Annotated in this window: 20 protein-coding genes; 11 read left to right on the top strand and 9 right to left on the bottom strand. The window is 66.3% G+C overall.

The features are described 5' to 3' along the window. Positions 1-102 precede the first annotated feature (102 nt). The gene (locus tag ACFTOW_RS08900) at positions 103-1,602 is read left to right on the top strand and encodes a YifB family Mg chelatase-like AAA ATPase (protein ID WP_379914761.1); all 1,500 of its coding nucleotides are present in this window, start codon (positions 103-105) and stop codon (positions 1,600-1,602) included. On the opposite strand, the gene ACFTOW_RS08905 is transcribed toward ACFTOW_RS08900, so the two are convergent. Genes ACFTOW_RS08905 through rsmI form a run of 4 tightly spaced genes read right to left on the bottom strand, consistent with a single transcriptional unit; the run spans position 1,565 to position 4,762 of the window. Beyond that, positions 1,565-2,494, bottom strand: coding sequence for an alpha/beta hydrolase fold domain-containing protein (locus ACFTOW_RS08905; RefSeq protein WP_379914763.1), 930 nt, complete (start codon positions 2,492-2,494; stop codon positions 1,565-1,567). The genes ACFTOW_RS08900 and ACFTOW_RS08905 overlap by 38 nt on opposite strands. After that, on the bottom strand, positions 2,491-3,426 hold the full coding sequence (gshB, locus tag ACFTOW_RS08910; protein ID WP_379914765.1) for a glutathione synthase: 936 nt from the start codon (positions 3,424-3,426) through the stop codon (positions 2,491-2,493). Before gshB ends, ACFTOW_RS08905 begins: the two co-directional genes overlap by 4 nt. Positions 3,427-3,485: 59 nt before the next feature. After that, positions 3,486-3,899, bottom strand: coding sequence for a YraN family protein (locus ACFTOW_RS08915; protein ID WP_379914768.1), 414 nt, complete (start codon positions 3,897-3,899; stop codon positions 3,486-3,488). Beyond that, positions 3,896-4,762 (bottom strand): 16S rRNA (cytidine(1402)-2'-O)-methyltransferase, encoded by an 867-nt coding sequence (rsmI, locus tag ACFTOW_RS08920; protein ID WP_379914770.1) that lies wholly within the window; start codon positions 4,760-4,762, stop codon positions 3,896-3,898. The genes ACFTOW_RS08915 and rsmI overlap by 4 nt, the downstream gene beginning before the upstream one ends. Positions 4,763-4,846: 84 nt before the next feature. Between rsmI and ACFTOW_RS08925 the strand changes: the two genes are divergently transcribed. Both ACFTOW_RS08925 and ACFTOW_RS08930 read left to right on the top strand, forming a co-directional pair. Then, positions 4,847-6,034 (top strand): penicillin-binding protein activator, encoded by a 1,188-nt coding sequence (locus ACFTOW_RS08925; RefSeq protein WP_379914772.1) that lies wholly within the window; start codon positions 4,847-4,849, stop codon positions 6,032-6,034. Continuing rightward, positions 5,994-8,819 (top strand): [protein-PII] uridylyltransferase, encoded by a 2,826-nt coding sequence (locus tag ACFTOW_RS08930; protein ID WP_379914774.1) that lies wholly within the window; start codon positions 5,994-5,996, stop codon positions 8,817-8,819. Before ACFTOW_RS08925 ends, ACFTOW_RS08930 begins: the two co-directional genes overlap by 41 nt. Positions 8,820-9,204: 385 nt before the next feature. Here the strand turns inward: ACFTOW_RS08930 and ACFTOW_RS08935 are convergent, their stop codons facing one another. Both ACFTOW_RS08935 and ACFTOW_RS08940 read right to left on the bottom strand, forming a co-directional pair. Next, positions 9,205-9,639 carry a GNAT family N-acetyltransferase gene (locus ACFTOW_RS08935; RefSeq protein ID WP_379914776.1) on the bottom strand — a complete coding sequence of 145 codons (435 nt, stop codon included), beginning with the start codon at positions 9,637-9,639 and terminating at the stop codon, positions 9,205-9,207. A 176-nt stretch (positions 9,640-9,815) separates the two neighbouring features. Next, a complete protein-coding gene (locus tag ACFTOW_RS08940; RefSeq protein WP_379914778.1) occupies positions 9,816-10,157 on the bottom strand; it encodes a zinc ribbon domain-containing protein YjdM in 342 nt (113 codons plus the stop codon). Between the two features lie 232 nt (positions 10,158-10,389). On the opposite strand from ACFTOW_RS08940, the gene murJ reads away from it, so the two are divergent. Further along, positions 10,390-11,934 (top strand): murein biosynthesis integral membrane protein MurJ, encoded by a 1,545-nt coding sequence (gene murJ, locus ACFTOW_RS08945; protein WP_379914780.1) that lies wholly within the window; start codon positions 10,390-10,392, stop codon positions 11,932-11,934. Between the two features lie 4 nt (positions 11,935-11,938). On the opposite strand, the gene ACFTOW_RS08950 is transcribed toward murJ, so the two are convergent. Beyond that, entirely contained in the window at positions 11,939-12,925 is a 987-nt protein-coding gene (locus ACFTOW_RS08950) for an adenosine kinase (protein ID WP_379914782.1), read from the bottom strand. Further along, positions 12,922-13,566, bottom strand: coding sequence for an endonuclease III (gene nth, locus ACFTOW_RS08955; protein ID WP_379914784.1), 645 nt, complete (start codon positions 13,564-13,566; stop codon positions 12,922-12,924). The genes ACFTOW_RS08950 and nth overlap by 4 nt, the downstream gene beginning before the upstream one ends. 106 nt (positions 13,567-13,672) lie before the next feature. On the opposite strand from nth, the gene ACFTOW_RS08960 reads away from it, so the two are divergent. From ACFTOW_RS08960 to ACFTOW_RS08970, 3 genes are all read left to right on the top strand, one after another. Further along, the gene (locus tag ACFTOW_RS08960; protein WP_379914786.1) at positions 13,673-14,512 is read left to right on the top strand and encodes a methylated-DNA--[protein]-cysteine S-methyltransferase; all 840 of its coding nucleotides are present in this window, start codon (positions 13,673-13,675) and stop codon (positions 14,510-14,512) included. A 152-nt stretch (positions 14,513-14,664) separates the two neighbouring features. Beyond that, on the top strand, positions 14,665-15,303 hold the full coding sequence (locus tag ACFTOW_RS08965; RefSeq protein WP_379914788.1) for a YiaD family glycine zipper/OmpA-like lipoprotein: 639 nt from the start codon (positions 14,665-14,667) through the stop codon (positions 15,301-15,303). A gap of 176 nt (positions 15,304-15,479) precedes the next feature. Further along, the gene (locus ACFTOW_RS08970; RefSeq protein ID WP_379914790.1) at positions 15,480-16,019 is read left to right on the top strand and encodes an NADPH-dependent FMN reductase; all 540 of its coding nucleotides are present in this window, start codon (positions 15,480-15,482) and stop codon (positions 16,017-16,019) included. Positions 16,020-16,033: 14 nt separating this feature from the next. Here ACFTOW_RS08970 and ACFTOW_RS08975 read toward each other — a convergent pair whose 3' ends face one another. Further along, a complete protein-coding gene (locus ACFTOW_RS08975; RefSeq protein WP_379914792.1) occupies positions 16,034-16,717 on the bottom strand; it encodes a rhomboid family intramembrane serine protease in 684 nt (227 codons plus the stop codon). Between the two features lie 76 nt (positions 16,718-16,793). Here ACFTOW_RS08975 and trpS point away from each other — a divergent pair, with 76 nt between their 5' ends. The 4 genes from trpS (at position 16,794) to ACFTOW_RS08995 (ending at position 20,837) form a co-directional block, all read left to right on the top strand. Then, positions 16,794-17,837 carry a tryptophan--tRNA ligase gene (gene trpS, locus ACFTOW_RS08980; protein ID WP_379914794.1) on the top strand — a complete coding sequence of 348 codons (1,044 nt, stop codon included), beginning with the start codon at positions 16,794-16,796 and terminating at the stop codon, positions 17,835-17,837. 267 nt (positions 17,838-18,104) lie between these two features. After that, positions 18,105-19,361: a DUF2157 domain-containing protein gene (locus ACFTOW_RS08985; protein ID WP_379914796.1), complete on the top strand. Its 1,257-nt coding sequence runs from the start codon at positions 18,105-18,107 to the stop codon at positions 19,359-19,361. Next, entirely contained in the window at positions 19,358-19,921 is a 564-nt protein-coding gene (locus ACFTOW_RS08990) for a GDYXXLXY domain-containing protein (protein WP_379914799.1), read from the top strand. Before ACFTOW_RS08985 ends, ACFTOW_RS08990 begins: the two co-directional genes overlap by 4 nt. Positions 19,922-19,973: 52 nt before the next feature. Next, on the top strand, positions 19,974-20,837 hold the full coding sequence (locus ACFTOW_RS08995) for a branched-chain amino acid aminotransferase (RefSeq protein ID WP_379914801.1): 864 nt from the start codon (positions 19,974-19,976) through the stop codon (positions 20,835-20,837). Positions 20,838-20,964 lie beyond the last annotated feature (127 nt).

The raw sequence follows: 20,964 nt of genomic DNA on the forward strand, positions 1-20,964 counted from the left end.
TGCAGAGAGAGGAAGCAGGGGGCCTGCATTAACCATTCCTAAACCCTGCGCCGGTTAGCTGCACAAGGGGGCGTTAACCTTGATGCGAGGGTAAGGGCGGGAATGGTGGCACGGGCCTATACGGTGGCCTTCGAAGGCGTGACTGCCCGGCAGGTGGAGGTGCAATGCGCCGTCACCCCCGGCCTGCCCGCCTTTTCCATCGTCGGCCTGCCCGACAAGGCGGTGTCCGAGGCACGCGACCGGGTGCGCGCGGCGCTGTCGGCATTGGCGATCGCGCTGCCATCGAAGCGGATCACCATCAACCTGTCGCCCGCCGACCTGCCCAAGGAAGGCAGCCATTTCGACCTGCCCATCGCGCTGGCGCTGCTGGCCGCGCTGGAAATCATCCCGGCGGATGCCGCCGAAGGCACGACCGCGCTTGGGGAGCTTTCGCTGGATGGCTCTCTGGTGGCGGTGGTGGGCGCCCTGCCCGCCGCCATGTCCGCCGCCGAAGAAGGCCGGCTGCTGCTCTGCCCCCACGCCTCGGGGGCAGAGGCAGCCTGGGTCGGGGCGGCGCAGGTGATCGCGGCGCGCGGGCTGGCCGATGTGGTGCGCCATTTCACCGGGCAGGCCCCGCTGTCCCCCGCCGAACCGGGCGAGATCGTCAGCGAAACCGGCAGCCGCTGCCTGCGCGACGTCAAGGGGCAGGAACGCGCCAAGCGCGCGCTGGAGATTGCCGCCGCCGGTCGCCATCACCTGATGATGGTGGGCACGCCCGGCTCGGGCAAATCCATGCTGGCCGCGCGCATCCCCGGCATCCTGCCGCCGCTGACAGCACCCGAGGCGCTGGAAACCTCGATGATCCATTCTTTGGCCGGGTTGCTGGATGCCGGCGGGATCAACCGCACGCGGCCCTTTCGTGAACCGCATCACACCGCTTCGATGGCCGCCATTGTTGGCGGCGGACGCCGCGCCGGGCCGGGCGAGATCAGCCTGGCCCACAATGGCGTGCTGTTCATGGACGAGTTCCCCGAATTCCCGCGCACTGTTCTGGAAACCCTGCGCCAGCCGATCGAGACCGGCGAGGTGATGGTCGCCCGCGCCAATGCTCATGTGAAATATCCCTGCCGTTTCATGCTGGTGGCGGCGGCAAACCCCTGCAAATGCGGCTACCTGTCCGATCCGGGCCGGGCCTGTTCGCGCGCGCCCGTCTGTGGCGAGGATTACATGGGCCGCATTTCCGGCCCGCTGATGGACCGGTTCGATCTGCGGGTCGAGGTGCCGCCGGTGGCCTTCAGCGATCTTGATCTGCCGCCTTCGGGCGACACCTCGGCCACGGTCGGGGGGCGGGTGGCGGCGGCGCGCGCGGTGCAGATCGCGCGCGGCGGGCTGAACGCCGATCTGGAAGGCTCGGCGCTGGACCGCGCGGCCGCCCCCGACGATCAGGGCCGCGCCCTGCTGACCCGCGTGGCCGAGCGGTTTCACCTGTCCGCGCGCGGTTATCACCGGGTGCTGCGGGTGGCGCGCACCATCGCCGATCTGGACCACAGCGACACAGTACGCCAGCCCCATGTGGCCGAGGCGGTCAGCTATCGGCTGGCGCTGGCACATGCCGACGGATGAACCGGGCGGTGTTGCCGATGGCCTCGCGCGCCTCGGGGAACCAGCCGTCGAAGATCTGCCAGACATGGGGCGCATCCTCCCACATCTCCAGCCGCACATCGGTGCCCTGCGCGCGCAGCTTTGCCTCAAGCCTGACCGCGTCATCGCGCAGGATCTCGCTGTCAGAGACCTGCAGCAGGACCGGCGGACAGCCGGGAAACGCCGCAAACAGCGGCGAGGCGCGCGGATCATCCGGCGCGGTATCGCCCAGGATCAGCCCGGCCAGGAAATGCACCCGGTGGCCGGGGAAAAAGTGATCGCGTCGGCCGTTTTCCTGTACTGACGCGCCCGAAAAGGTCTGATCGCAGAACGGCGACCAGGCGAAACAGGCCGCCGGAGCCTGCCCGCGCTGGCACAACAGCGCCAGCAGCGCCAATGCGATGCCCCCGCCCGCGCTGTCACCGCCCAGAACGATGTCACCGGGCGCGTATCCAAGCGCCAGCAGATGCGCATGCGCCGCCTCCATATCGGCCAGTTGCGCAGGCACCGGATGCTCGGGCGCCAGGGCATAGGACGGCAGAAAGACTCGCAGGCCGGACATCCGCGCCAGCCGCGCGACCATGCGTTTGTGGGTGTTCGGACTGCCCGCAAAATAGCCACCGCCATGGGCATAGAGCAGCACCTTTCCCGGCACCGGCCGCGCCCGGGCCGAAACCCACAGCGCGCGGCGCGCGGCACCATCCGCTGCCCGGTAGGTGGTCTTGAGATAGAGGGCGAAGGGCACGTTGCGGAAAAACAGCCGCGCCGACATCTCCATCCCGCGCCGCAGGGGCGCAGGGTCGGTGGCGCGGGCGTTCATGGCGCGCATCCCGGGCCGCATCGCGCCCGCGATCAGGCGCATCGACAGGCTCATGCCCGGCGCGCCTCGATCGCCTCCCAGATCTTTCCGGCGACGTTGACCTCGTCGAACCGCTCAAGCTCCTGAATGCCGGTGGGCGAGGTCACGTTGATCTCGGTCAGGTAGGTGCCGATCACGTCGATGCCGACGAAAACCTGTCCCCTTTCGCGCAACAACGGACCGATGCGGGCGCAGATTTCCAGATCGCGCTCGGTCAGTGCGACCTTTTCGGGGCGGCCGCCCACATGCATGTTCGACCGCGTCTCGCCCTCGGCCGGGACACGGTTGATCGCGCCCACCGGCTCGCCATCCACCAGGATCACCCGCTTGTCACCCTTGGACACCGCCGGCAGGAATTTCTGCACGATCAGCGGCTCGCGCGAGAATCCGGTGAACATCTCGTAGAGCGACGACAGGTTGCGATCGGATTCGGTCAGCCGGAACACACCCGCGCCGCCGTTGCCATACAGCGGCTTGAGGATGATATCGCCGTGCTCGGCCTTGAAGGCACGGATCGTGGCCAGATCGCGGGCGATGGTGGTCGGCGGCGTCAGGTCGGGGAAATCCAGCACCAGCAGCTTTTCGGGGTAGTTGCGCACCCAGAACGGATCGTTGACCACCAGGGTGGCGGGGTGAATGCGCTGCAACAGGTGGGTGGTGGTGATGTAGAACATGTCGAACGGCGGATCCTGGCGCAGCCAGACCACGTCGAATTCGGACAGGTCCACCTCGACCTCGTCCCCGAGGCTGAAATGATTGCCCTTCTCGCGCCGCACGGTCAGCGGCCAGCCGCGCGCGGTGATCCGCCCCTGCTGATAGGCCAGCCGCTCGGGCGTGTAATAGAACAGCTCGTGCCCGCGCGCCTTCGCCTCTTCGGCGATGCGGAACGTGCTGTCGGCATTGATGTCGATGGGACCGATCGGGTCCATCTGGAACGCGATTTTCATACCGTCACCCCCTGGCCAGTGTCGCCACCTACATGGCGCATGGGCCGGGCATAGGCAATTCAGAATCCGCCAAAGGCATTTTCCACGATCCGGGCCCGGCCCTGCCCGTCGACCACCGCCAGGTCGAACCGCATGTCCGACAGCAGACCGTCGGGCTGCGTGCCGGCGAATTCCTGCGCGGCCATGCAGATGCGGCCGATCTGGCGCGCGGACAAGGCCGCCAGTGCCCGGTCAAAACAGCGGGCCGCCTTGACCTCGACAAAGACAAGCCCGGTGTCGTCGCGCAGGATCAGATCGATTTCGCCGCCGGCCCCGCGCCAGCGCCGCGCCAGAACCTGCGCCCCGGCCTCTGTATACAGGCGCGCCACCCGGTCCTCGGCCGCGGCGCCGGCCAGATAGGCGCGCTGGCCGCGGTCGCGGCGCGCGACCACCGGCGTGGCGGTGGCCAGTGCGGGATCGAAATGCTGCGTCATGTCATGTCCTGTTCCAGTTTCAGCGCCAGTTGATACACCTTGCGGCGCGGCAGCCCGGTCTGCGCGCTGATCCGGTCCGCCGCGTCCCTGACACTGTGCCCCTCAAGCGCCCCGCGCAGCAACTGTTCTAGATCATCTTCCCTAACACTTCCCAAATCCCCCCGGTCCACCAGCACGACGATTTCGCCTCTGGGCGGGTCATCCGTGCAGGTTTCGGCCAGTTCTGACAGGGTCCCGCTCCGGATCTCCTCGAATTTCTTGGTCAGTTCCCGACAAATCCGCGCCTGCCGGTCCGCGCCCAGCGCCTCGGCCGCGTCGCGCAGCATCGCCGCAACCCGCTTGGGCGATTCGTAGAACACCAGCGTCGCGGGCACCTCGCGCAGGGCCATGAGCGCGGATTTCCGCTGACCGCTGGCATTGGGCAGAAACCCCGCGAACAGGAACCTGTCGGTGGGCAGCCCGGCAATGCTGAGCGCCGTGATCGCCGCCACCGGCCCCGGGGCCGCCGTCACCGCATGCCCCGCCTCGCGCGCCGCGCGCACCAGATCGAACCCGGGATCGGCCACCAGCGGCGTGCCCGCCTCGGACGCATACAGCACCGAGCGCCCTTCGTGCAGCCACGCCAGCAGCTTCGGGCGCATCCGCGCGCCATTGTGTTCGTGATAGGCCACCAGCGGGCGATCCCCCATCGGCACGCCATGGATATCCATCAGCTTGCGCAGGCTTCGCGTGTCCTCGGCCACCAGCACATCGACCGACGCCAGCAGGTCCAGAGCCCGCAGCGTGATGTCGCGCGCATTCCCCAGTGGCGTCGCGATCAGGTACAACCCCGGCCCCTGCGCCCGCTTTTCCCAATTCGGCACTGGACCCCCTTCTCATGGCGTTTATGATTGCCCCGAATGCCACGAGGCGGCATCGCCGCCCAGACCCAGGGAGCCTTATCGCTCATGTTTGCTGTTTTGACCTCTGCCCGCAAGGTGCTGTGGCGCGTTGTGGCGCTGTTCTCGATCCTCGTTCTGGCCTCGTGCGAGGCCATTCCCGTCGCCGGCGGTGGTGGTGGCAAGGGCCAGCGCGTTGACCCGGGCGCGCCGGTGCCGGTGGCCCTTCTGGTGCCGCGCGGCGGTGGCAACTCGGGCGATGACGCGCTGGCACGATCGCTGGAAAACGCCGCGCGACTGGCCATTGCCGACCTTCAGGGCGTCGATGTCGACCTGCGTGTCTACGGCACCGCAGGCAACGCCGCGCAGGCCCAGCAGTCGGCCATGCAGGCGATCAGCGACGGGGCAAAGATCATCCTCGGGCCGGTCTATGCCGAATCCGCCAATGCCGTGGCGGTCGCCGCCGCGCCCCGATCGGTGAACGTGCTGTCCTTCTCGAACAACACCACCATCGCGGACGGCAACCTGTGGGTGCTTGGCCCGACGTTCCAGAACACCGCCAACCGGCTGGTGTCCTACGCCCGGGGTCAGGGCAAGTCGCGCTTCATGGTGGTTCATGCCGATGACGTGTCCGGCCAGCTTGGCAATCAGGCGATCCAGCAGGCCGTATCGCGCTCGGGCGGCAGCATCGTCGGCACCGTGTCGCATGAATTCTCGCAAGAGGGCGTGGTCTCGGCCGTGCCGCGGATCGTGTCGACCGCACGCGACGGCGATGCCGACGCGATCTTCATGACCGCCAACTCCGCCGGTGCCCTGCCGCTGCTGACGCAGATGCTGCCCGAGGCCGGGCTTGGGCCAGACGTGACGCAATACATCGGCCTGACGCGCTGGGACGTCCCGGCCCAGACGCTGGACCTGCCGGGGGTGCAGAACGGCTGGTTCGCAACGCCCGATCCGTCGAAAACCGCCGCTTTCCGCAGCCGCTATCAGGCGGCCAACGGCGAAGCCCCGCACCCGATCGCTGGTCTGGCCTATGACGGGATCGCGGCCATCGGGGCCCTGGCCAGCCGCGGGCGGCAGGACGCCCTCAGCGCCTCGTCGCTGACCCAGGGCGCCGGATTTGAAGGCACCGGAGGCATCTTTCGCCTGCGCGCCGACGGCACGAACGAGCGCGGCCTTGCCGTGGCGACGATCCGCAACAGACAGGTGGTTGTGATTGACCCTGCCCCAAGAGCGTTCGGTGGCGCCGGGTCCTGACCCGGCACTGCCCTTCCCCCCCGACATCCTGCCCGTCCCCGACGGCGACCTGATCTGCGCAGCCGAGGCGATATTCGACGCGCCTCGGGTGTTCGAGGATCTGGCCCGCGCGCTGGACGGCGTGCCGCTGACCGAGGCGCGCAGCGCCGTCGTTCCCGTGCTGATGGCCGCGCAAAAGCACGGGCGCGAGTCGATCGCCAGCGGCTTTGCCCTGCGCCCCTTCGATGCCCGCCCCACCGTGCGCGCCTATGCCTGGCTGACCGACTGCATCGTCACCTGCGCGCTGCACCTGTCGATGGATGTGCTGCACCCGAACGCCACGCCCACGCAGGGCGAGCGTCTGGCGCTGTTTGCCGTGGGCGGTTACGGGCGCGGCGAAATGGCCCCGCAATCGGATGTCGATCTGCTGTTCCTGACCCCCAGCAAGATCACCGGCTGGGCCGAAAGCGTGATCGAAACCATGCTGTACATCCTGTGGGATCTGCGGCTCAAGGTCGGCCATTCCAGCCGCACGATCCGCGATTGCATCCGCCTCGGCGCCGAGGATTACACCATCCGCACCGCCCTGCTGGAACACCGCTGGCTTGGTGGCGACGCCGATCTGGCCCAAGAGCTCGACCGTCGCCTGTGGGACGAGCTGTTCTCGCGCGGCGCCCCCGATTTCATCGAGGCGAAACTCGCCGAACGCGACAGCCGCCACATCAAGCAGGGCGAACGCTATGTCGTCGAACCCAACGTCAAGGAGGGCAAGGGCGGGCTGCGCGACCTGCAGACGCTCTACTGGATCGCCAAATACGTCCACCGGGTGCAGAACGTGCAGGAACTGGTCGGCCTGCGCGTGTTCCGGGCCGAGGAATTCCAGACCTTCACCAAGGCCGAGAACTTTCTCTGGGCCGTACGCTGCCACCTGCATCTGATCACCCGCCGCCCGGCGGATCAGCTGACCTTCGACATGCAGGTCGAGGTCGCCGCCCGCATGGGCTACACCGACAAGGGCGGCCGCCGCGCGGTCGAGCATTTCATGCAGGACTACTTCCGCCACGCCACCGGCGTCGGCGATCTGACCCGCATCTTCCTGACCCAGCTCGAAGCGGCCCATGCCAAAAGCGCCCCGCTGCTGGAACGCATCTTTCGCCGCCGCCCCAAGGTCAAACCCGGCTACAAGGAAGAGCACGGCCGCCTTGCCATCGTCGATGACGCCGAGTTCCTGTCCGACAAGATGAACCTGCTGCGCCTGTTCGAGGAAGGCCTGCGCACCGGCATGCTGATCCATCCCGACGCCATGCGCCTTGTCACCGCCAACCTGCACCTGATCGACGAGGACATGCGCACAGACCGCGAGGCACGGCGCATCTTCCTCGATCTGCTGCTGAAACACGGCAACCCCGAACGCGCCCTGCGCCGCATGAACGAACTGGGCGTGCTGGCCGCCTTCATCCCCGAATTCGCGCCGGTCGTGGCGATGATGCAGTTCAACATGTACCACAGCTATACCGTGGACGAGCACACGATCCAGTGCATCCGCGTGCTCAGCCAGATCGAGCACGGCGACCTGACCGAGGAACTGCCGGTCGCCAGCCGCATCCTCAAGGCCGGGGTGAACCGCCGCGTCCTCTATGTTGCGCTGATGCTGCATGACATCGGCAAGGGCCGCGACGAGGATCACTCGATCCTGGGCGCCCAGATCGCCCGCAAGGTCGCCCCGCGCCTTGGCCTGAACCGGGTCGAATGCGACACCGTGGAATGGCTGGTGCGCTATCACCTGTTGATGTCCGACATGGCGCAGAAACGCGACCTGTCCGACCCGCGCACCCTGCGCGATTTCGCCAAGGCGGTGAAAACCCGCAAGCGGCTCGACCTGCTGACCGTGCTGACGGTCTGCGACATCCGCGGCGTCGGCCCCAACACCTGGAACAACTGGAAGGCCATGCTGCTGCGCCAGCTGCACCGCGAAACCGCCCGCGCGCTGGAACACGGGCTCGAAGAGGTCAACCGCGAGAACCGCGGGGCCGAGGCCCGCCGCGCCCTGCGCGACGCCCTGACCGGCTGGGACGCTGCCGCGCTGAAGCGCGAAACCGGGCGGCACTACGCGCCCTACTGGCAGGGGCTGGACACCGCCACCCAGGCCGTGTTCGCCGGGCTGCTGCGCGACCTGTCCGACACCGAGATCGCCATCGACCTGGCCGTGGATCACGACCGCGACGCCACCCGCGCCTGTTTCGCGCTGGCCGATCACCCGGGCATCTTCTCGCGGCTCGCCGGCGCGCTGGCGCTGGTGGGGGCCAACGTGGTCGACGCGCGCACCTATACCTCCAAGGATGGCTATGCCACCGCCGTGTTCTGGATTCAGGACGGCGACGGCAGCCCCTACGAGGACGAGCGCCTGCCCCGCCTGCGCGACACCATCCGCAAGACCCTGACCGGCGAGATCAGACCGACCGAGGCGATCCGCAGCCGCGACAAGATCAAGAAACGCGAACGCGCCTTCCGCGTGCCCACCTCGATCACCTTCGACAACGAGGGGTCCGAGATCTATACCATCATCGAGGTCGACACCCGCGACCGTCCCGGCCTGCTGTTCGACCTGACGCGCACGCTGGCCAATGCCAATGTCTACATCGCCAGCGCCGTGATCGCGACCTATGGCGAACAGGTGGTCGACACCTTCTACGTCAAGGACATGTTCGGGCTGAAGTTCCACTCGGGCACCAAGCAGAAGGCGCTGGAGAAGAAACTGCGCGAGGCAATCAGCGCCGGCGCGGAACGGGCGGTATCGGGGCAGTAGTTGCGGGCTGCGCTGCCCTGCCCGACATCAAGAGCCGTCCGCATCAGGCAGGTCATCCCCGCGAATCCGCCCTGCGCACCCCACGGGACGCGCACCAAGCCGCGCGAGCGCCGACACGCAGGGTGGCGATCCGACGTTGGTGTGAGCCAGTTTATCCACGCCGAACCTTCCAACCTGCGTTGGTGCCAAACCATCAGCCAATCTCCACCCCGGGGGGCGGGTCGGCGATCGCGCGGCGGCCTGCGGCCTTGAGTCCGCGCGCGGGGTCCGGGGCGGAGGTTTGTTTTTGGGTGACTGAAGTGAGACTCTGCTCGATGGCATGTTGGACGGCTTGCGGGACGGAGCGGACATTCCAGCTTACGAGCTGTCTGTTCTCAAAGAGGAATCATAGCTTGTAGCTCATCCTCAAAGCAGAGTTTTCAAACCCGACTGAACGGTAGAACGCGTGAGCTTCTTTGCGTTCCAGGCCGGTGGTCAACTCGATCGTCTCGCATCCGCTTTCTTGCGCGAGTAGCAGCGCTTCATCGACGAGGGCGCGACCGATGCCCTGCCGTCGTCTCAGCTGATCGACAACCAGAGTCGTAATACGGGCCAAGGGCTTAGGATAAAACAACAATGGCGCAATGTGGAGAGCAACCATACCGACTGGCGCGCCGCGGTCAACAGCAAGAATTGCAAGGTCTTGTTCGTGATCTTCAACCAATCCCCAGCGCCGGGAAATTTCTTCGGCGGAATGACTAAACCCCATTCCGATCATCAACTGTGCAATGGATTTAACATCCGAATACTCGGCGCGACGGAAGGTAATATTAGATCGCATTTCGTTTCACTACATCGCCACTGTTAAGCAAGTTTAACTTTCGGAGATCCCGGTCAATATGGGCTCTTTTCGACCCCTCCCCCATCTGCAAAGACATTACCGACAGCATCGCGCCACAATTCCGCAGTCCTCCGCACCACATACCATTCGGCACACCGCAACGCACCACGCCGACCCTACTCCCCCACCTTCTTGACGAATTGCGACTTCAGCCCGATCTGGCCCACGCCCGGCACCTTGCAGTCGATGTCGTGATCGCCGCTGACCAGACGGATGCCGCGCACCTTGGTGCCGACCTTGATGGTGGTGGACGAGCCTTTCAGCTTCAGGTCCTTGATCACCGTCACCGTATCGCCATCGCTCAGGATGTTGCCGACGCTGTCGCGCACCGCATAGGCCTCGTCCGGGGCTGCATCGGCGGACCACTCATGCCCGCATTCCGGGCAGGTCAGCAGCGCGTCCATCCGGTAGGTGAAGGCCGAGGCGCAGGTCGGGCAAGGGGGCAATGTATCGTCCATACTCCGCCCTTTACGCCGCGAAATGCGGGTTGACCAGCACCACAAAGGTCAACAGGGCCACAGGCAACGGCCTGCGCACGGGATGTGCATGGTTCGTGCATGGCCGGCGCATCGCTATTTTCGCGTGTCGACAAAGCGTTACCCCTGATTTCCGGCGGGGCGCAGCCGCCCCCTTTCCCCGCCCCCCGCGATCCGCTAAACCCGGTCATACCCATACAGGCAAGGCCCGCCCATGAAACCCATCCGCCTGATGCGCGGCTTTCTGACCGTCGGATTCTGGACCCTCGCCAGCCGCATCCTGGGGTTCGTGCGCGAAATCCTGATCCTCGCCCTCATCGGCCCCGGTCCCGTAATGGACGCCTTCGTCGCCGCCTTCCGCCTGCCCAACATGTTCCGCCGCTTCTTTGCCGAAGGCGCGTTCAACGCAGCGTTTGTGCCGATGTTTTCAAAGAAGTACGAGGGCGAGGAGGATGCCCAGAGGTTTGCCCGCGACGCCTTCAACGGGCTGGCGCTGGTGGTTCTGGCGCTGACCGCGCTGGCGATGGTGTTCATGCCCGCGCTGGTCTGGGCCACCGCCGAGGGCTTTGTGGGCGACGCGCGGTTCGACCTGACGGTCAGCTATGGCCGCGTGGTGTTTCCCTATATCCTGTGCATGTCGCTGGCCGCGCTCTTTTCCGGCATCTTGAACGCCACCGGGCGTTTTGCCGCCGCCGCCGCCGCGCCTGTGCTGCTCAACATCTTCGTCATCATCGCAATGGTCATCGGCCACCAACTCGGCGGTCCGGTGATCTGGTGGCTGATATGGGCTATCCCGTTGGCAGGACTGGCACAATTGGCGCTGGTCTGGCGCGCGGCGCATGGTGCCGACATCTCCGTCATCCCCGGTCGCCCCCGCTGGACCCCCGACATGCGCCGCATGATCGTGGTGGCCGTGCCGGCCGCGCTGGCGTCGGGCGTGTTGCAGGTCAACCTGCTGGTGGGGCAACTGGTGGCGTCCAACACGCCCAACGCGCTTAGCTGGCTTTATGCCGCCGACCGGCTGTATCAACTGCCGCTCGGGGTGGTGGGCATCGCCGTGGGCGTGGTGCTGCTGCCCAGCCTGTCGCGGCATCTGAAATCGGGCGATGCGGCCGAGTCGCAAAACGCGCTCAGCCGCGCGGGCGAGGTCAGCCTTGCCCTGACCCTGCCCGCCGCCGTAGCCCTGATCGTGGTGCCTTTGCCCGTGGTTTCAGTGCTTTACGAACGGGGCCAGACCACCAGTGATGACAGCGCCGCGATCGCCATCGCTGTGGCGATCTATGGTCTGGGGCTGCCTGCCTTCGTGCTGCAAAAGGTTCTGCAACCACTGTTTTTCGCGCGCGAGGATACCCGAAGCCCGTTCCGCTATGCCGTGGTCGCGATGGTGGTCAACGCCGTGGTTGCCATCGGCCTGTCGGTCTGGATCGGCTGGATCGCGGCGGCCATCGCGGCCACCGTGGCAGGCTGGGCGCAGGTGGCGCTGCTGTATCGGGGCACGCGGGCGATGGGCGAGATCGCGCGTTTTGACGTGCGGTTCCGCCGGCGGATGTGGCGCATCATTCTGGCCAGCGTGCTGATGGGCGTTGTGCTGTGGGGGATGACCCTGCTGCTGGGGCCGTTCCTTGGCACACCGGGCTGGCGCTATCTGGCGCTGGCCGCGATGATCGCGGCGGGCATCGCAAGCTATCTTGCGATTGCCCAGATCATCGGCGCGCTGCACCTGTCCGATTTCCGCCGCGCCCTGCGACGCGGCGGCTGACGGTTCAGATCAGCCCCTCGGCCCGGAACAGCGCCAGCACATCCGCCTCGGGGCGGGCGCCGTAATGTCCGATCACCTCGGCGGCGGCGATGCAGCCCATGCGCCCGGCAACCTCAAGGGCTTGCCCGGTGGCCAGACCATACAGGAACCCGGCGGCAAACTGATCGCCCGCGCCCGTGGCGTCCACGGGCGTGACCGGAGTGACCGGCACGGTCACCGTTTCCTCGCCGCGCACCAGCACCACGTCATGGCCCGACCGGGTGCAGACGATCAGCCCGCTGTCGGCGGCGGCCTGTTCCAGCGCCGTGCCCAGATCGTCGGTTTCATACAGCGATTTCCACTCGTGCTCGTTGCCGATCACGTAATCCAGCGATTTGACCAGCCGCCGGAAATCGGCGCGGTGGCGGTCCACGCAGAACGGATCGGACAGGGCGATGCCCGCCTGCCCGCCACCGGCGCGGCACAGTTCTGCGGCACGTTCGAACGCCTGTTTGCCCTTGGGCTTGTCATACAGATATCCTTCGAGAAACAGGATCTGCGCGCCGCCCGCCACGGTGTCGGGCACATCGTCGGGGCCAAGCTCGGACGAGATGCCAAGATAGGTGTTCATCGACCGCTCGCCATCCGCCGAGACAAAGATCATGCTGCGCGAGGTCGGCAGTTCGCCCCCCGCCACCGGATCGTTTACGAAATCGGTGCCATCCTCGGCCATGCCGGCGGCATAGAACCGGCCCAGATCGTCATCATGCACCCGCCCGATAAAGGCCGTGCTGAGGCCAAGCGCCCCCACCCCGGCCACCGAGTTGGCAACCGATCCGCCGGGGGCCTGCACGCGGTTGTGCATCTGGTCATACAGGAACTCGCCGCGCTCTTGCTCGACCAGTTGCATCACGCCCTTGTCGATGCCCATGCGGGTCAGGAACTGGTCGTCACATTGCGAAATCACGTCCACCACGGCATTGCCGATCCCGACGAGCTGGTATCTGGTCATTGTGTCTTTTCCTCGAATTGGCACAGGTCACGGATCAGGCAGGCACCGCATTTCGGCTTGCGCGCGACGCAGATATAGCGCCCGTGCAGGATCAGCCAGTGGTGTGCATGATGTTGATAATCGACCGGAATATTGTCTTCGATCGCGCGTTCCACCGCGACCACGTCGCGCCCGGGGCAGATGCCGGTGCGGTTGCCCACGCGAAAGATATGCGTGTCCACCGCCTGCGCCGGGTAATGCCACCACATGTTCAGCACCACGTTCGCGGTCTTGCGCCCGACCCCCGGCAGCGCCTGCAAGGCGGCGCGGCTGTTGGGCACCTCGCCGCCATAGTCGTCGACCAGGATACGCGCCATCTTGATCACGTTCCTGGCCTTGTTGCGATACAGGCCGATGGTCTTGATATGCTGGGTCACGCCCTCTTCGCCCAGTTCCAGCATCTTTTCGGGCGTGTCGGCCACGGCAAACAACCCGCGCGTTGCCTTGTTCACGCCCGCATCCGTCGCCTGCGCGCTCAGCGCGACGGCGACGACAAGGGTATAGGCGTTCACATGCTCCAGCTCGCCCTTGGGTTCGGGCTCGGCCGCGTGAAAGCGGTCAAAGATCGCGCGGATCGTATGATAGTCGAGCTGCTTTGCCATCGCCGACGGGTATGCCCGATGGCCGTGGGGGCGTCCAGCAGGTTGCGCAGGTTTCGGGTCGCGGGTTGCACGTGTCAGGGGTAGTCTGCCCGCAAAGGAGACAGTGATGACCATCCAGACGCCCGAAAGCCGCTATCACTACCACGTCATGCGCCGCGCGCTGGATCTGATCGACGCCGCCGAGGCGCCCCTGTCGCTGGAGGAATTGGCCAGTGCCATGGGGATGAGCGCGGCGCATTTCCAGCGCCTGTTCACGCAATGGGTCGGCGTCAGCCCCAAGCGGTATCAGCAATACCTGGCCCTTGGTCAGGCCCGCGCGTTGCTGGCCAGCCGCCACACGGTGCTTGAGGCGGCGGATGGAGCGGGCCTGTCGGGTTCGGGCCGGCTGCACGACCTGTTCCTGCGGTGGGAGGCGATGCGCCCCGGCGATTACGCCCGCGGCGGTGACGGGCTGCTGATCCGTTGGGGCTGGTTCGACACGCCCTTTGGCCGCACGCTGGCCATGGCCACCGATCACGGTCTGTGCGGCATGGCCTTTGCCGAGGAAACCGGCGAGGCCGCCGCCATGGCCGACCTGCGCGCGCGCTGGCCCAAGGCCGAGTATGTCGAGGCGCCCGAGGCGATCCGCCAATGGGTCGACGCCGGTTTTGCCCAAAAGGGCGAGGCGCGGCTGCACATGATCGGCGCGCCGTTCCAGATCAAGGTCTGGGAGGCGCTGATGCAGGTGCCCACCGGCCATGTCACCACCTATTCCGACATCGCGCAGGCCATCGGCCACCCCAAGGCCGTGCGCGCCGTGGGCACGGCTGTCGGGCGCAATCCGGTCAGTTTCCTGATCCCCTGCCACCGCGCGCTGCGCAAGTCGGGCGGACTGGGGGGCTATCACTGGGGTCTGCCAGTCAAGCGCGCGATCCTGGCCTGGGAAAGCGCGCGCACCGGGGCCTGATCAGAGATGCAATCGGCAGCGTGACACAACGCCCGATGCGCGAAAACCCGCCGAGATCACTGCCGTGGCCTGTTGGGTCGCCCGCAAGGCGCGCATATACTGCGCCCGATCCGTTTCGCGGACCAGTAATGAACGTTCAAAGGCATAACACCATGATCCGAGCATCGAAAATCTCTCTTTCCGTCGCGGGCGCGGCACTGCTGCTGACCACCGCCTGCACCGTCGAACCCGCTGAAAACACCCGCCGGGGTGCCATCACGGGTGGTATCCTGGGCGCGGTCGTGGGGGCCGCAACCAGCGATGACGGCGCACGCGGCGTCATCCGGGGTGCGGCCATCGGTGCCGCAGCCGGCGGCGGCATCGGCTATGCCCTTGACGCGCAAGAGGCCGAGTTGCGCCGCGGTCTGGGCAACAGCGCGACCGTCACCAACACCGGCGACCGTCTGATCGTGTCGATGTCGCAGGATATCCTGTTTGCCACCGACAGCGCGGTGCTCGATCCCGGCATCCGCAGCGAGCTGCGCACCGTGGCCGCCAGCCTGAACAAGTACCCGCAATCGCGCGTGCAGGTGCTGGGCCATACCGACAACACCGGTGCCGCAAGCTACAACATGGACCTGTCGCAGCGCCGGGCGGCCTCGGTCTCGGCCGAACTGATTTCGGCAGGCGTAGCCTCAAACCGCATCCAGAGCATCGGCCGGGGCGAAGATCAGCCTGTTGCCTCGAACCTGTCCCCCGAAGGCCGGGCACAGAACCGCCGGGTGGAAATCGTGATTTTGCCCACCACCTGATCGGCAGATAGACGACACAGGCAAACGCCCCGCGTCCTCGCGGGGCGTTTTGCGTTTGTCATTACCCGCACTTCACACCCCCGTTTGCGCGTCACACCCCTTGTGCGATCGCGCGGGTTTTGGACCGCGCGGCTGCGCGCTATGTGATGACGCGAAGCAACAATATGGAGCGAGACATGAGCACACCGAACCTTCTGGGCATTTCCGGGTCGCTGCGCGCCGGATCGACGAACCGCAAATTGCTGCGCGCCGCCGTGCAGGAATTCGGCGACGTCAGCTACACCGAAGCGGACCTTAATTTTCCGCTCTACGATGGCGATCTGGAGGCTGAAAAGGGCGTTCCCGCTGAGGTTCAGACCCTGTCCGATCAGATCAGGGCGGCGAATGCGGTGCTGATTTCCACGCCTGAATACAACAAGGGCATTTCCGGCGTGCTGAAGAACGCGCTGGATTGGGTCAGCCGCACGCAGAACCCCTGGGCCGACAAGCCCGTTGCGATCATGTCGGCCACCGCAGGCCGCGCCGGGGGCGAGCGCACCCAGGTCATGCTGCGCATGTGTCTGTTCACGTTCCGCCCACGCCTGTTGCAGGGCCCCGAAGTGCTGGTGGCCGCGTCCTCGGACGCGTTCGATGAAAACGGCAAGCTGTTGGGCGACATGAACCAGAAGACGCTGGCCGACCTGATTGCCGCGCTGAAATCCGAGATGGCGCGATAGGCCCTTGGGCGCGGTCAGTCGTGGCGCAACCGCGCCCGCAGCCGCGCCCAGCCCCCGGGCACCAGCACGATGGTGGCCGCAAAGCCCGCGCCAAACCCCACCAGATCTGCCAGCCACGTGGCATCGGCCCCGAACAGCAAGCCAAACACCAGCTTGATCCCCAGCAGGAACCCGATCAGCACAAAGGCCCGCGCGCCGTTCGATCCGGAACTGACCAGCCGCACATACAGCAGATAGGTGAACGCCCCGATCAGCGCGTAGACACCGGGAAATCCGCCCAGCAGCCAAGGCTGCGCCACGATCAGCACCCCGTGCACCAGCGCACCGGCCAGCGTGCCGATGACGAACACCGCCAGCGTGGCCCATTGCGACAGCACCTCGCCCACGAACTTGCCAAGAGCCAGCAGCATGACGCCGACGAACAGCGCATGGGTAAATGACCCATGCACGAACGGATAGGTGACGAAGCGCAGGGCATGCTCGGGCGGGTATCTGCCCTGATCCAGCATCCAGCGAAAGATATCCGACGAAAACCCGTAATCCTGAATCGCCCCCACACGCCAGCCCACCGCCTGCGCCCCGCCCAGCAGGCCATTGGCCCCCAGGGTGAACAGCGCCTCGACCGCCATGATGGCCAGAAACAGCGCCGATACCGTCGGCGGCAGCGGGTTCACCGGGCTTATGTTGGGATCTTGCATAGCGGGCCTCTGCTTGACGGTGGTTGGGGGCATGGGTAAGCCACCCGCAGCCATAAATCCAGACAGGAGACCGGCCATGTCGGATGCGACACAGGCGACAACAGGCGACGCGACATTCAAGCACCGGGTGTTTTCCGGCATCCAGCCCTCGGGCGGGCTGACGCTGGGCAATTATCTGGGCGCGATCAAGCGCTTTGTCGACATGCAGGATCAGGGGATCGAGACGCTGTATTGCGTGGTCGACATGCACGCGATCACCGTCTGGCAAGACCCCGAGGCACTGCGCCGCCAGACCCGTGAACTGGCCGCCGGATACCTTGCCGCCGGGCTGAACCCCGACCGGTCGATCCTGTTCAACCAGTCACAGGTGCCCGAACACGCGCAGCTTGGCTGGATCTTCAACTGCGTGGCCCGCATGGGCTGGATGAACCGCATGACGCAATGGAAGGACAAGGCGGGCAAGAACGCCGAAAAGGCCTCGCTCGGCCTGTTTGCCTATCCCTCGCTGATGGCGGCCGACATCCTGCTGTATCACGCCACCCATGTGCCGGTGGGCGAGGATCAGAAACAGCATGTCGAGCTGACGCGCGATATCGCCGCCAAGTTCAACAACGACTACGATGTCGCGTTCTTTCCGCTGACCGAGCCGGTGATCGAAGGGGCCGCCACGCGGGTGATGAGCCTGCGCGACGGGTCCAAGAAGATGTCGAAATCCGACCCGTCCGACATGAGCCGGATCAACATGACCGATGATGCCGACACCATTGCAAAAAAGATCCGCAAGGCGAAAACCGACCCCGAGCCGCTGCCCGACACGATGAAGGGTCTCGACGATCGCCCCGAGGCGCGCAACCTGGTGCGGATCTACGCGGCGCTCGCCGAAATGACGCCCGATCAGGTGCTGGCTGACTTTGGCGGGCAGCAGTTCTCGGCGTTCAAACCAGCGCTGGTCGATTTGGCGGTGGACAAGCTGGCCCCGATCTCGACCGAGATGGCGCGGCTGATGCAGGATCCGGCCGAGATCGACCGGATCCTGGCCGGGGGGGCCGCCCGCGCCCGGGCAATCGCCACGCCCATTCTGGAGCGCACCTACGATATCGTTGGCATGGTGCGGGGCTGACCCGGTTCACAAAACGGTCATCGGCGCGTCACGGAATCGATTCCGGGCGCGCCTAAATCTAAAGATACAGCTTTTGATGCTGTCCTAAGGTCGGGTCCTGTCCCCAAAAGTCCCGGTCCGACACATACGAGTGAACTTGGGGTGCGCCAGCACCGGAAAACCCCTTTTCCAGAATGCGCCCCCCGGTGCCCCAGCGGCGCCGGGGGTATTCCTGACTTTACCTTTCCGCGTGCAGGATGTTTCATCCCGCTCAGGGGAAGCCAAACCATGTCCGCAAAGACGCGCCGCACCATTCTGGATCAGGCCATCGCCGATTGGTCGGCGCAGGGCGTGATCACCGAAGCGCAGGCAGACCGGATGCGGGCCGACCTGCCCGCCCCGGGCGCCGGCTGGGGCTTCGGCGCGGTGATGATCCTGCTGGGCTGTGCGTGCCTTGGCGCAGCGGTGATCACCTTCGTCGCCGCCAACTGGGAGGACATGACCCGGCTGATGCGCGCAGGCGTGGTCTTTTCCGCGCTCTGGGCCACATGGGGCGTGGCCATCTGGGCCGGGCGGCGCGGTGCGGTCTGGTGGTTCGAAGGGCTGACCGCGCTGGCCTGCACGGCCTATGGCGCGACGATCATGCTGGTGGCACAGATTTATCACATTCAGGGCAATGCCGCCGATGCGGTCTGGCTGTGGGCGGCGGGCACCCTGCTGGCGGCGGCCCTGCTGCGCGGGCAGGCGATGCTCGCCCTTGCGCTGGTGCTGTTCTTCACGTGGTTCGTCATGGGTATCGAGGAGGATTTCAGCCCGCGCAACCTGATCTGGCTGGCCAGCATCGCCCTGGGCGCGGGGCTCGCATGGCTGAACCACAGCCGCGCGGGCGCGCATCTGGTGACACTGTCGCTGGCAGCGTGGCTGCTGGTGGCGCTGTTTCAGAGCGATCCGACACAGATGCGCCTGATCGCGGGCCTTGCCGGGCTGCTGGCACTGGGGGGCTGCGCGCTGTTTTCGCTGGGCGGTCCGCGCTGGCTGCGCGGGTTCGAAACCGCACTTCTGGCCTATGTGATGCTGGGCGCAGGTGGTCTGGTGCTGCTGCTGGCCTTCGTGCCCGAGCTGCCCGATCGCGGCACGGCCGATGCCTGGGTCTGGGGTGTGGCCGCGGCCTTTGCACTGACCGCAGGGCTGAGTGTGATCGGGCGTGCGCTCGGGCGTGCGACCGCCTATGACCTGGCGGTGACGGCAATCGCGATCGCGTTGGCATGGCTGGTATTCGCGCTGCTGGACCATCCCTGGTCCAGTGCTGCGGCGGCGCTGGCGATGGCGATCTGGGTGCTGCGCATGGGCTGGCGGCTGGACATCCGCGCCCTGCGCGCGCTGGGGCTGATCGGATTCATCCAATCGATGATGCTGATCTATGCCGAGACCCTGGGCAGCCTGATCGGCACCGCCGGGTTCTACCTGGGCGCGGGCGTGATCCTGTTGGCCGGGGCCTGGGGCGCGCGGTATCTGCGCCCCGGTGACGCAGAGGTGCAGCCATGACACTGCGCCTGTCGCGCCGGCTGATCCTGCCCGCGGCCCTGATCGCCGCACTGGTCCAGACCGCGCTGGCGGGCAAGATGATCGTGGATCGCGCCGCCCTGCTGCGCGACGGCGCCGAGGTGGTGCTGGCCACCGGCTTTGTCGATCCGCGCGACCTGTTTCGCGGGCATTACGTGGTGCTGAACCTGACCATCAGCCAGTTACCCAAGGACAGCGTCGCGGTTTCCGGCTCCCCGATCCTGGGCAACCCGGTCTGGGTCGAGCTGACGGCTGCGCCCGACAGCGATTTCTGGCAACCGGCCCGCCTGCATGCCGCCCTGCCGGATATGGCACAGGCCCCGGTGCTGCGCGGCACGCTGGTGGGCGATTATGGCGACATCTATTCCATACAATTTCCCATCGACCGCTTTTTCGCCCCGAAATTGCGCGCACAAGAGCTGGAAGACCTGCGGGCCGAGTCACGGCTGGGAGTGATCCTGGCCCTTGCCCCCGACGGCGAGGCCGCCATCAAGGGCATCACCGTGGATGGCGCGCGCCTGTATGAAGAGCCGCTTTACTAGCCGCCTCTGGCTGATAAGGTCCGCCGGATCAGACATGCAAAAGGAACAGCCCATGGCCTCTGGCACCAACATCCGCACCTATTTCGACGGCCAGTGGCATGATGGCGATATCGCGGTGATCCGCGCGGCGGATCACGGGGCGTGGTTGGGATCGGGCGTGTTTGACGGGGCGCGGTTCGTGAACGGGCTGGCCCCCGACGTGGAGGCGCATTGCGCCCGCGTCAACCGCTCGGCCCGCGCGCTGGGGCTGACACCGACGGTGTCGACCGAAAACATGGTGCAGATGGTATGGGACGGGTTGGCCGCCTATCCGCGCGATGCGGCGGTGTATATCCGCCCGATGTACTGGGGCATCGACGGCGACGCGACCGCCATCGTGCCCAGCGAGGATGCCACCGGCTTTGCCATCTGTCTGGAACAGATCGCGATGGCCCCCGAAACGGCCACCACCACGCTGGGGCGCACGCAGTTCCGCCGGCCCGTGCTGGAAAGCGCCGTGGTCAATGCCAAGGCCGGCTGCCTGTATCCCAACAACGCCCGCATGCTGCGCGAGGTGAAGGCGCGCGGCTTCGGCAACGCGCTGGTGGCCGACGCGATGGGCAACGTCGCCGAAAGCGCCACCGCCAATGTGTTCATGGTGCGCGATGGGGCGGTGTTCACGCCAATCGCCAACGGCACCTTTCTGGCCGGCATCACCCGCGCGCGGCACATGGCCAACCTGCGCGCCGACGGGGTCGAGGTGCATGAATGCGTGCTGGGGTTCGAGGACTTTCAGGCGGCGGACGAGGTGTTCCTGTCCGGCAACATGAACAAGGTCACGCCGGTGACCGCCTTTGAAGACACGCAGTACCAGGCCGGTCCGGTAACCAGACGCGTGCGCGAGTTGTACTGGGACTGGGCGCACAGCACCGCCTGACCCGTTGTGCCGGGCGATTTGCGCAGGCAGGGGCGCTGCCCCTCTTGGGCCCCTGGCCCAATTCACCCCGGAGTTTATCTGGCAAGATGAAGGCGGACGCGCGGTGTTGCCACGCCCGCGGCACTGC

The sequence above is a fragment of the Lacimonas salitolerans genome (assembly GCF_042677865.1).
Taxonomy (GTDB): Bacteria; Pseudomonadota; Alphaproteobacteria; order Rhodobacterales; family Rhodobacteraceae; genus Lutimaribacter; species Lutimaribacter salitolerans.

What these genes read in the sequence shown, in the direction of transcription:
- ACFTOW_RS08900 (WP_379914761.1), top strand. Translation starts at nt 103, where the DNA reads ATGGTGGCACGGGCCTATACGGTGGCCTTCGAAGGCGTGACTGCCCGG.
- ACFTOW_RS08905 (WP_379914763.1), bottom strand. Translation starts at nt 2,494, where the DNA reads ATGAGCCTGTCGATGCGCCTGATCGCGGGCGCGATGCGGCCCGGGATG.
- gshB (WP_379914765.1), bottom strand. Translation starts at nt 3,426, where the DNA reads ATGAAAATCGCGTTCCAGATGGACCCGATCGGTCCCATCGACATCAAT.
- ACFTOW_RS08915 (WP_379914768.1), bottom strand. Translation starts at nt 3,899, where the DNA reads ATGACGCAGCATTTCGATCCCGCACTGGCCACCGCCACGCCGGTGGTC.
- ACFTOW_RS08925 (WP_379914772.1), top strand. Translation starts at nt 4,847, where the DNA reads ATGTTTGCTGTTTTGACCTCTGCCCGCAAGGTGCTGTGGCGCGTTGTG.
- ACFTOW_RS08935 (WP_379914776.1), bottom strand. Translation starts at nt 9,639, where the DNA reads ATGCGATCTAATATTACCTTCCGTCGCGCCGAGTATTCGGATGTTAAA.
- ACFTOW_RS08940 (WP_379914778.1), bottom strand. Translation starts at nt 10,157, where the DNA reads ATGGACGATACATTGCCCCCTTGCCCGACCTGCGCCTCGGCCTTCACC.
- murJ (WP_379914780.1), top strand. Translation starts at nt 10,390, where the DNA reads ATGAAACCCATCCGCCTGATGCGCGGCTTTCTGACCGTCGGATTCTGG.
- ACFTOW_RS08950 (WP_379914782.1), bottom strand. Translation starts at nt 12,925, where the DNA reads ATGACCAGATACCAGCTCGTCGGGATCGGCAATGCCGTGGTGGACGTG.
- nth (WP_379914784.1), bottom strand. Translation starts at nt 13,566, where the DNA reads ATGGCAAAGCAGCTCGACTATCATACGATCCGCGCGATCTTTGACCGC.
- ACFTOW_RS08960 (WP_379914786.1), top strand. Translation starts at nt 13,673, where the DNA reads ATGACCATCCAGACGCCCGAAAGCCGCTATCACTACCACGTCATGCGC.
- ACFTOW_RS08965 (WP_379914788.1), top strand. Translation starts at nt 14,665, where the DNA reads ATGATCCGAGCATCGAAAATCTCTCTTTCCGTCGCGGGCGCGGCACTG.
- ACFTOW_RS08970 (WP_379914790.1), top strand. Translation starts at nt 15,480, where the DNA reads ATGAGCACACCGAACCTTCTGGGCATTTCCGGGTCGCTGCGCGCCGGA.
- ACFTOW_RS08975 (WP_379914792.1), bottom strand. Translation starts at nt 16,717, where the DNA reads ATGCAAGATCCCAACATAAGCCCGGTGAACCCGCTGCCGCCGACGGTA.
- trpS (WP_379914794.1), top strand. Translation starts at nt 16,794, where the DNA reads ATGTCGGATGCGACACAGGCGACAACAGGCGACGCGACATTCAAGCAC.
- ACFTOW_RS08985 (WP_379914796.1), top strand. Translation starts at nt 18,105, where the DNA reads ATGTCCGCAAAGACGCGCCGCACCATTCTGGATCAGGCCATCGCCGAT.
- ACFTOW_RS08990 (WP_379914799.1), top strand. Translation starts at nt 19,358, where the DNA reads ATGACACTGCGCCTGTCGCGCCGGCTGATCCTGCCCGCGGCCCTGATC.
- ACFTOW_RS08995 (WP_379914801.1), top strand. Translation starts at nt 19,974, where the DNA reads ATGGCCTCTGGCACCAACATCCGCACCTATTTCGACGGCCAGTGGCAT.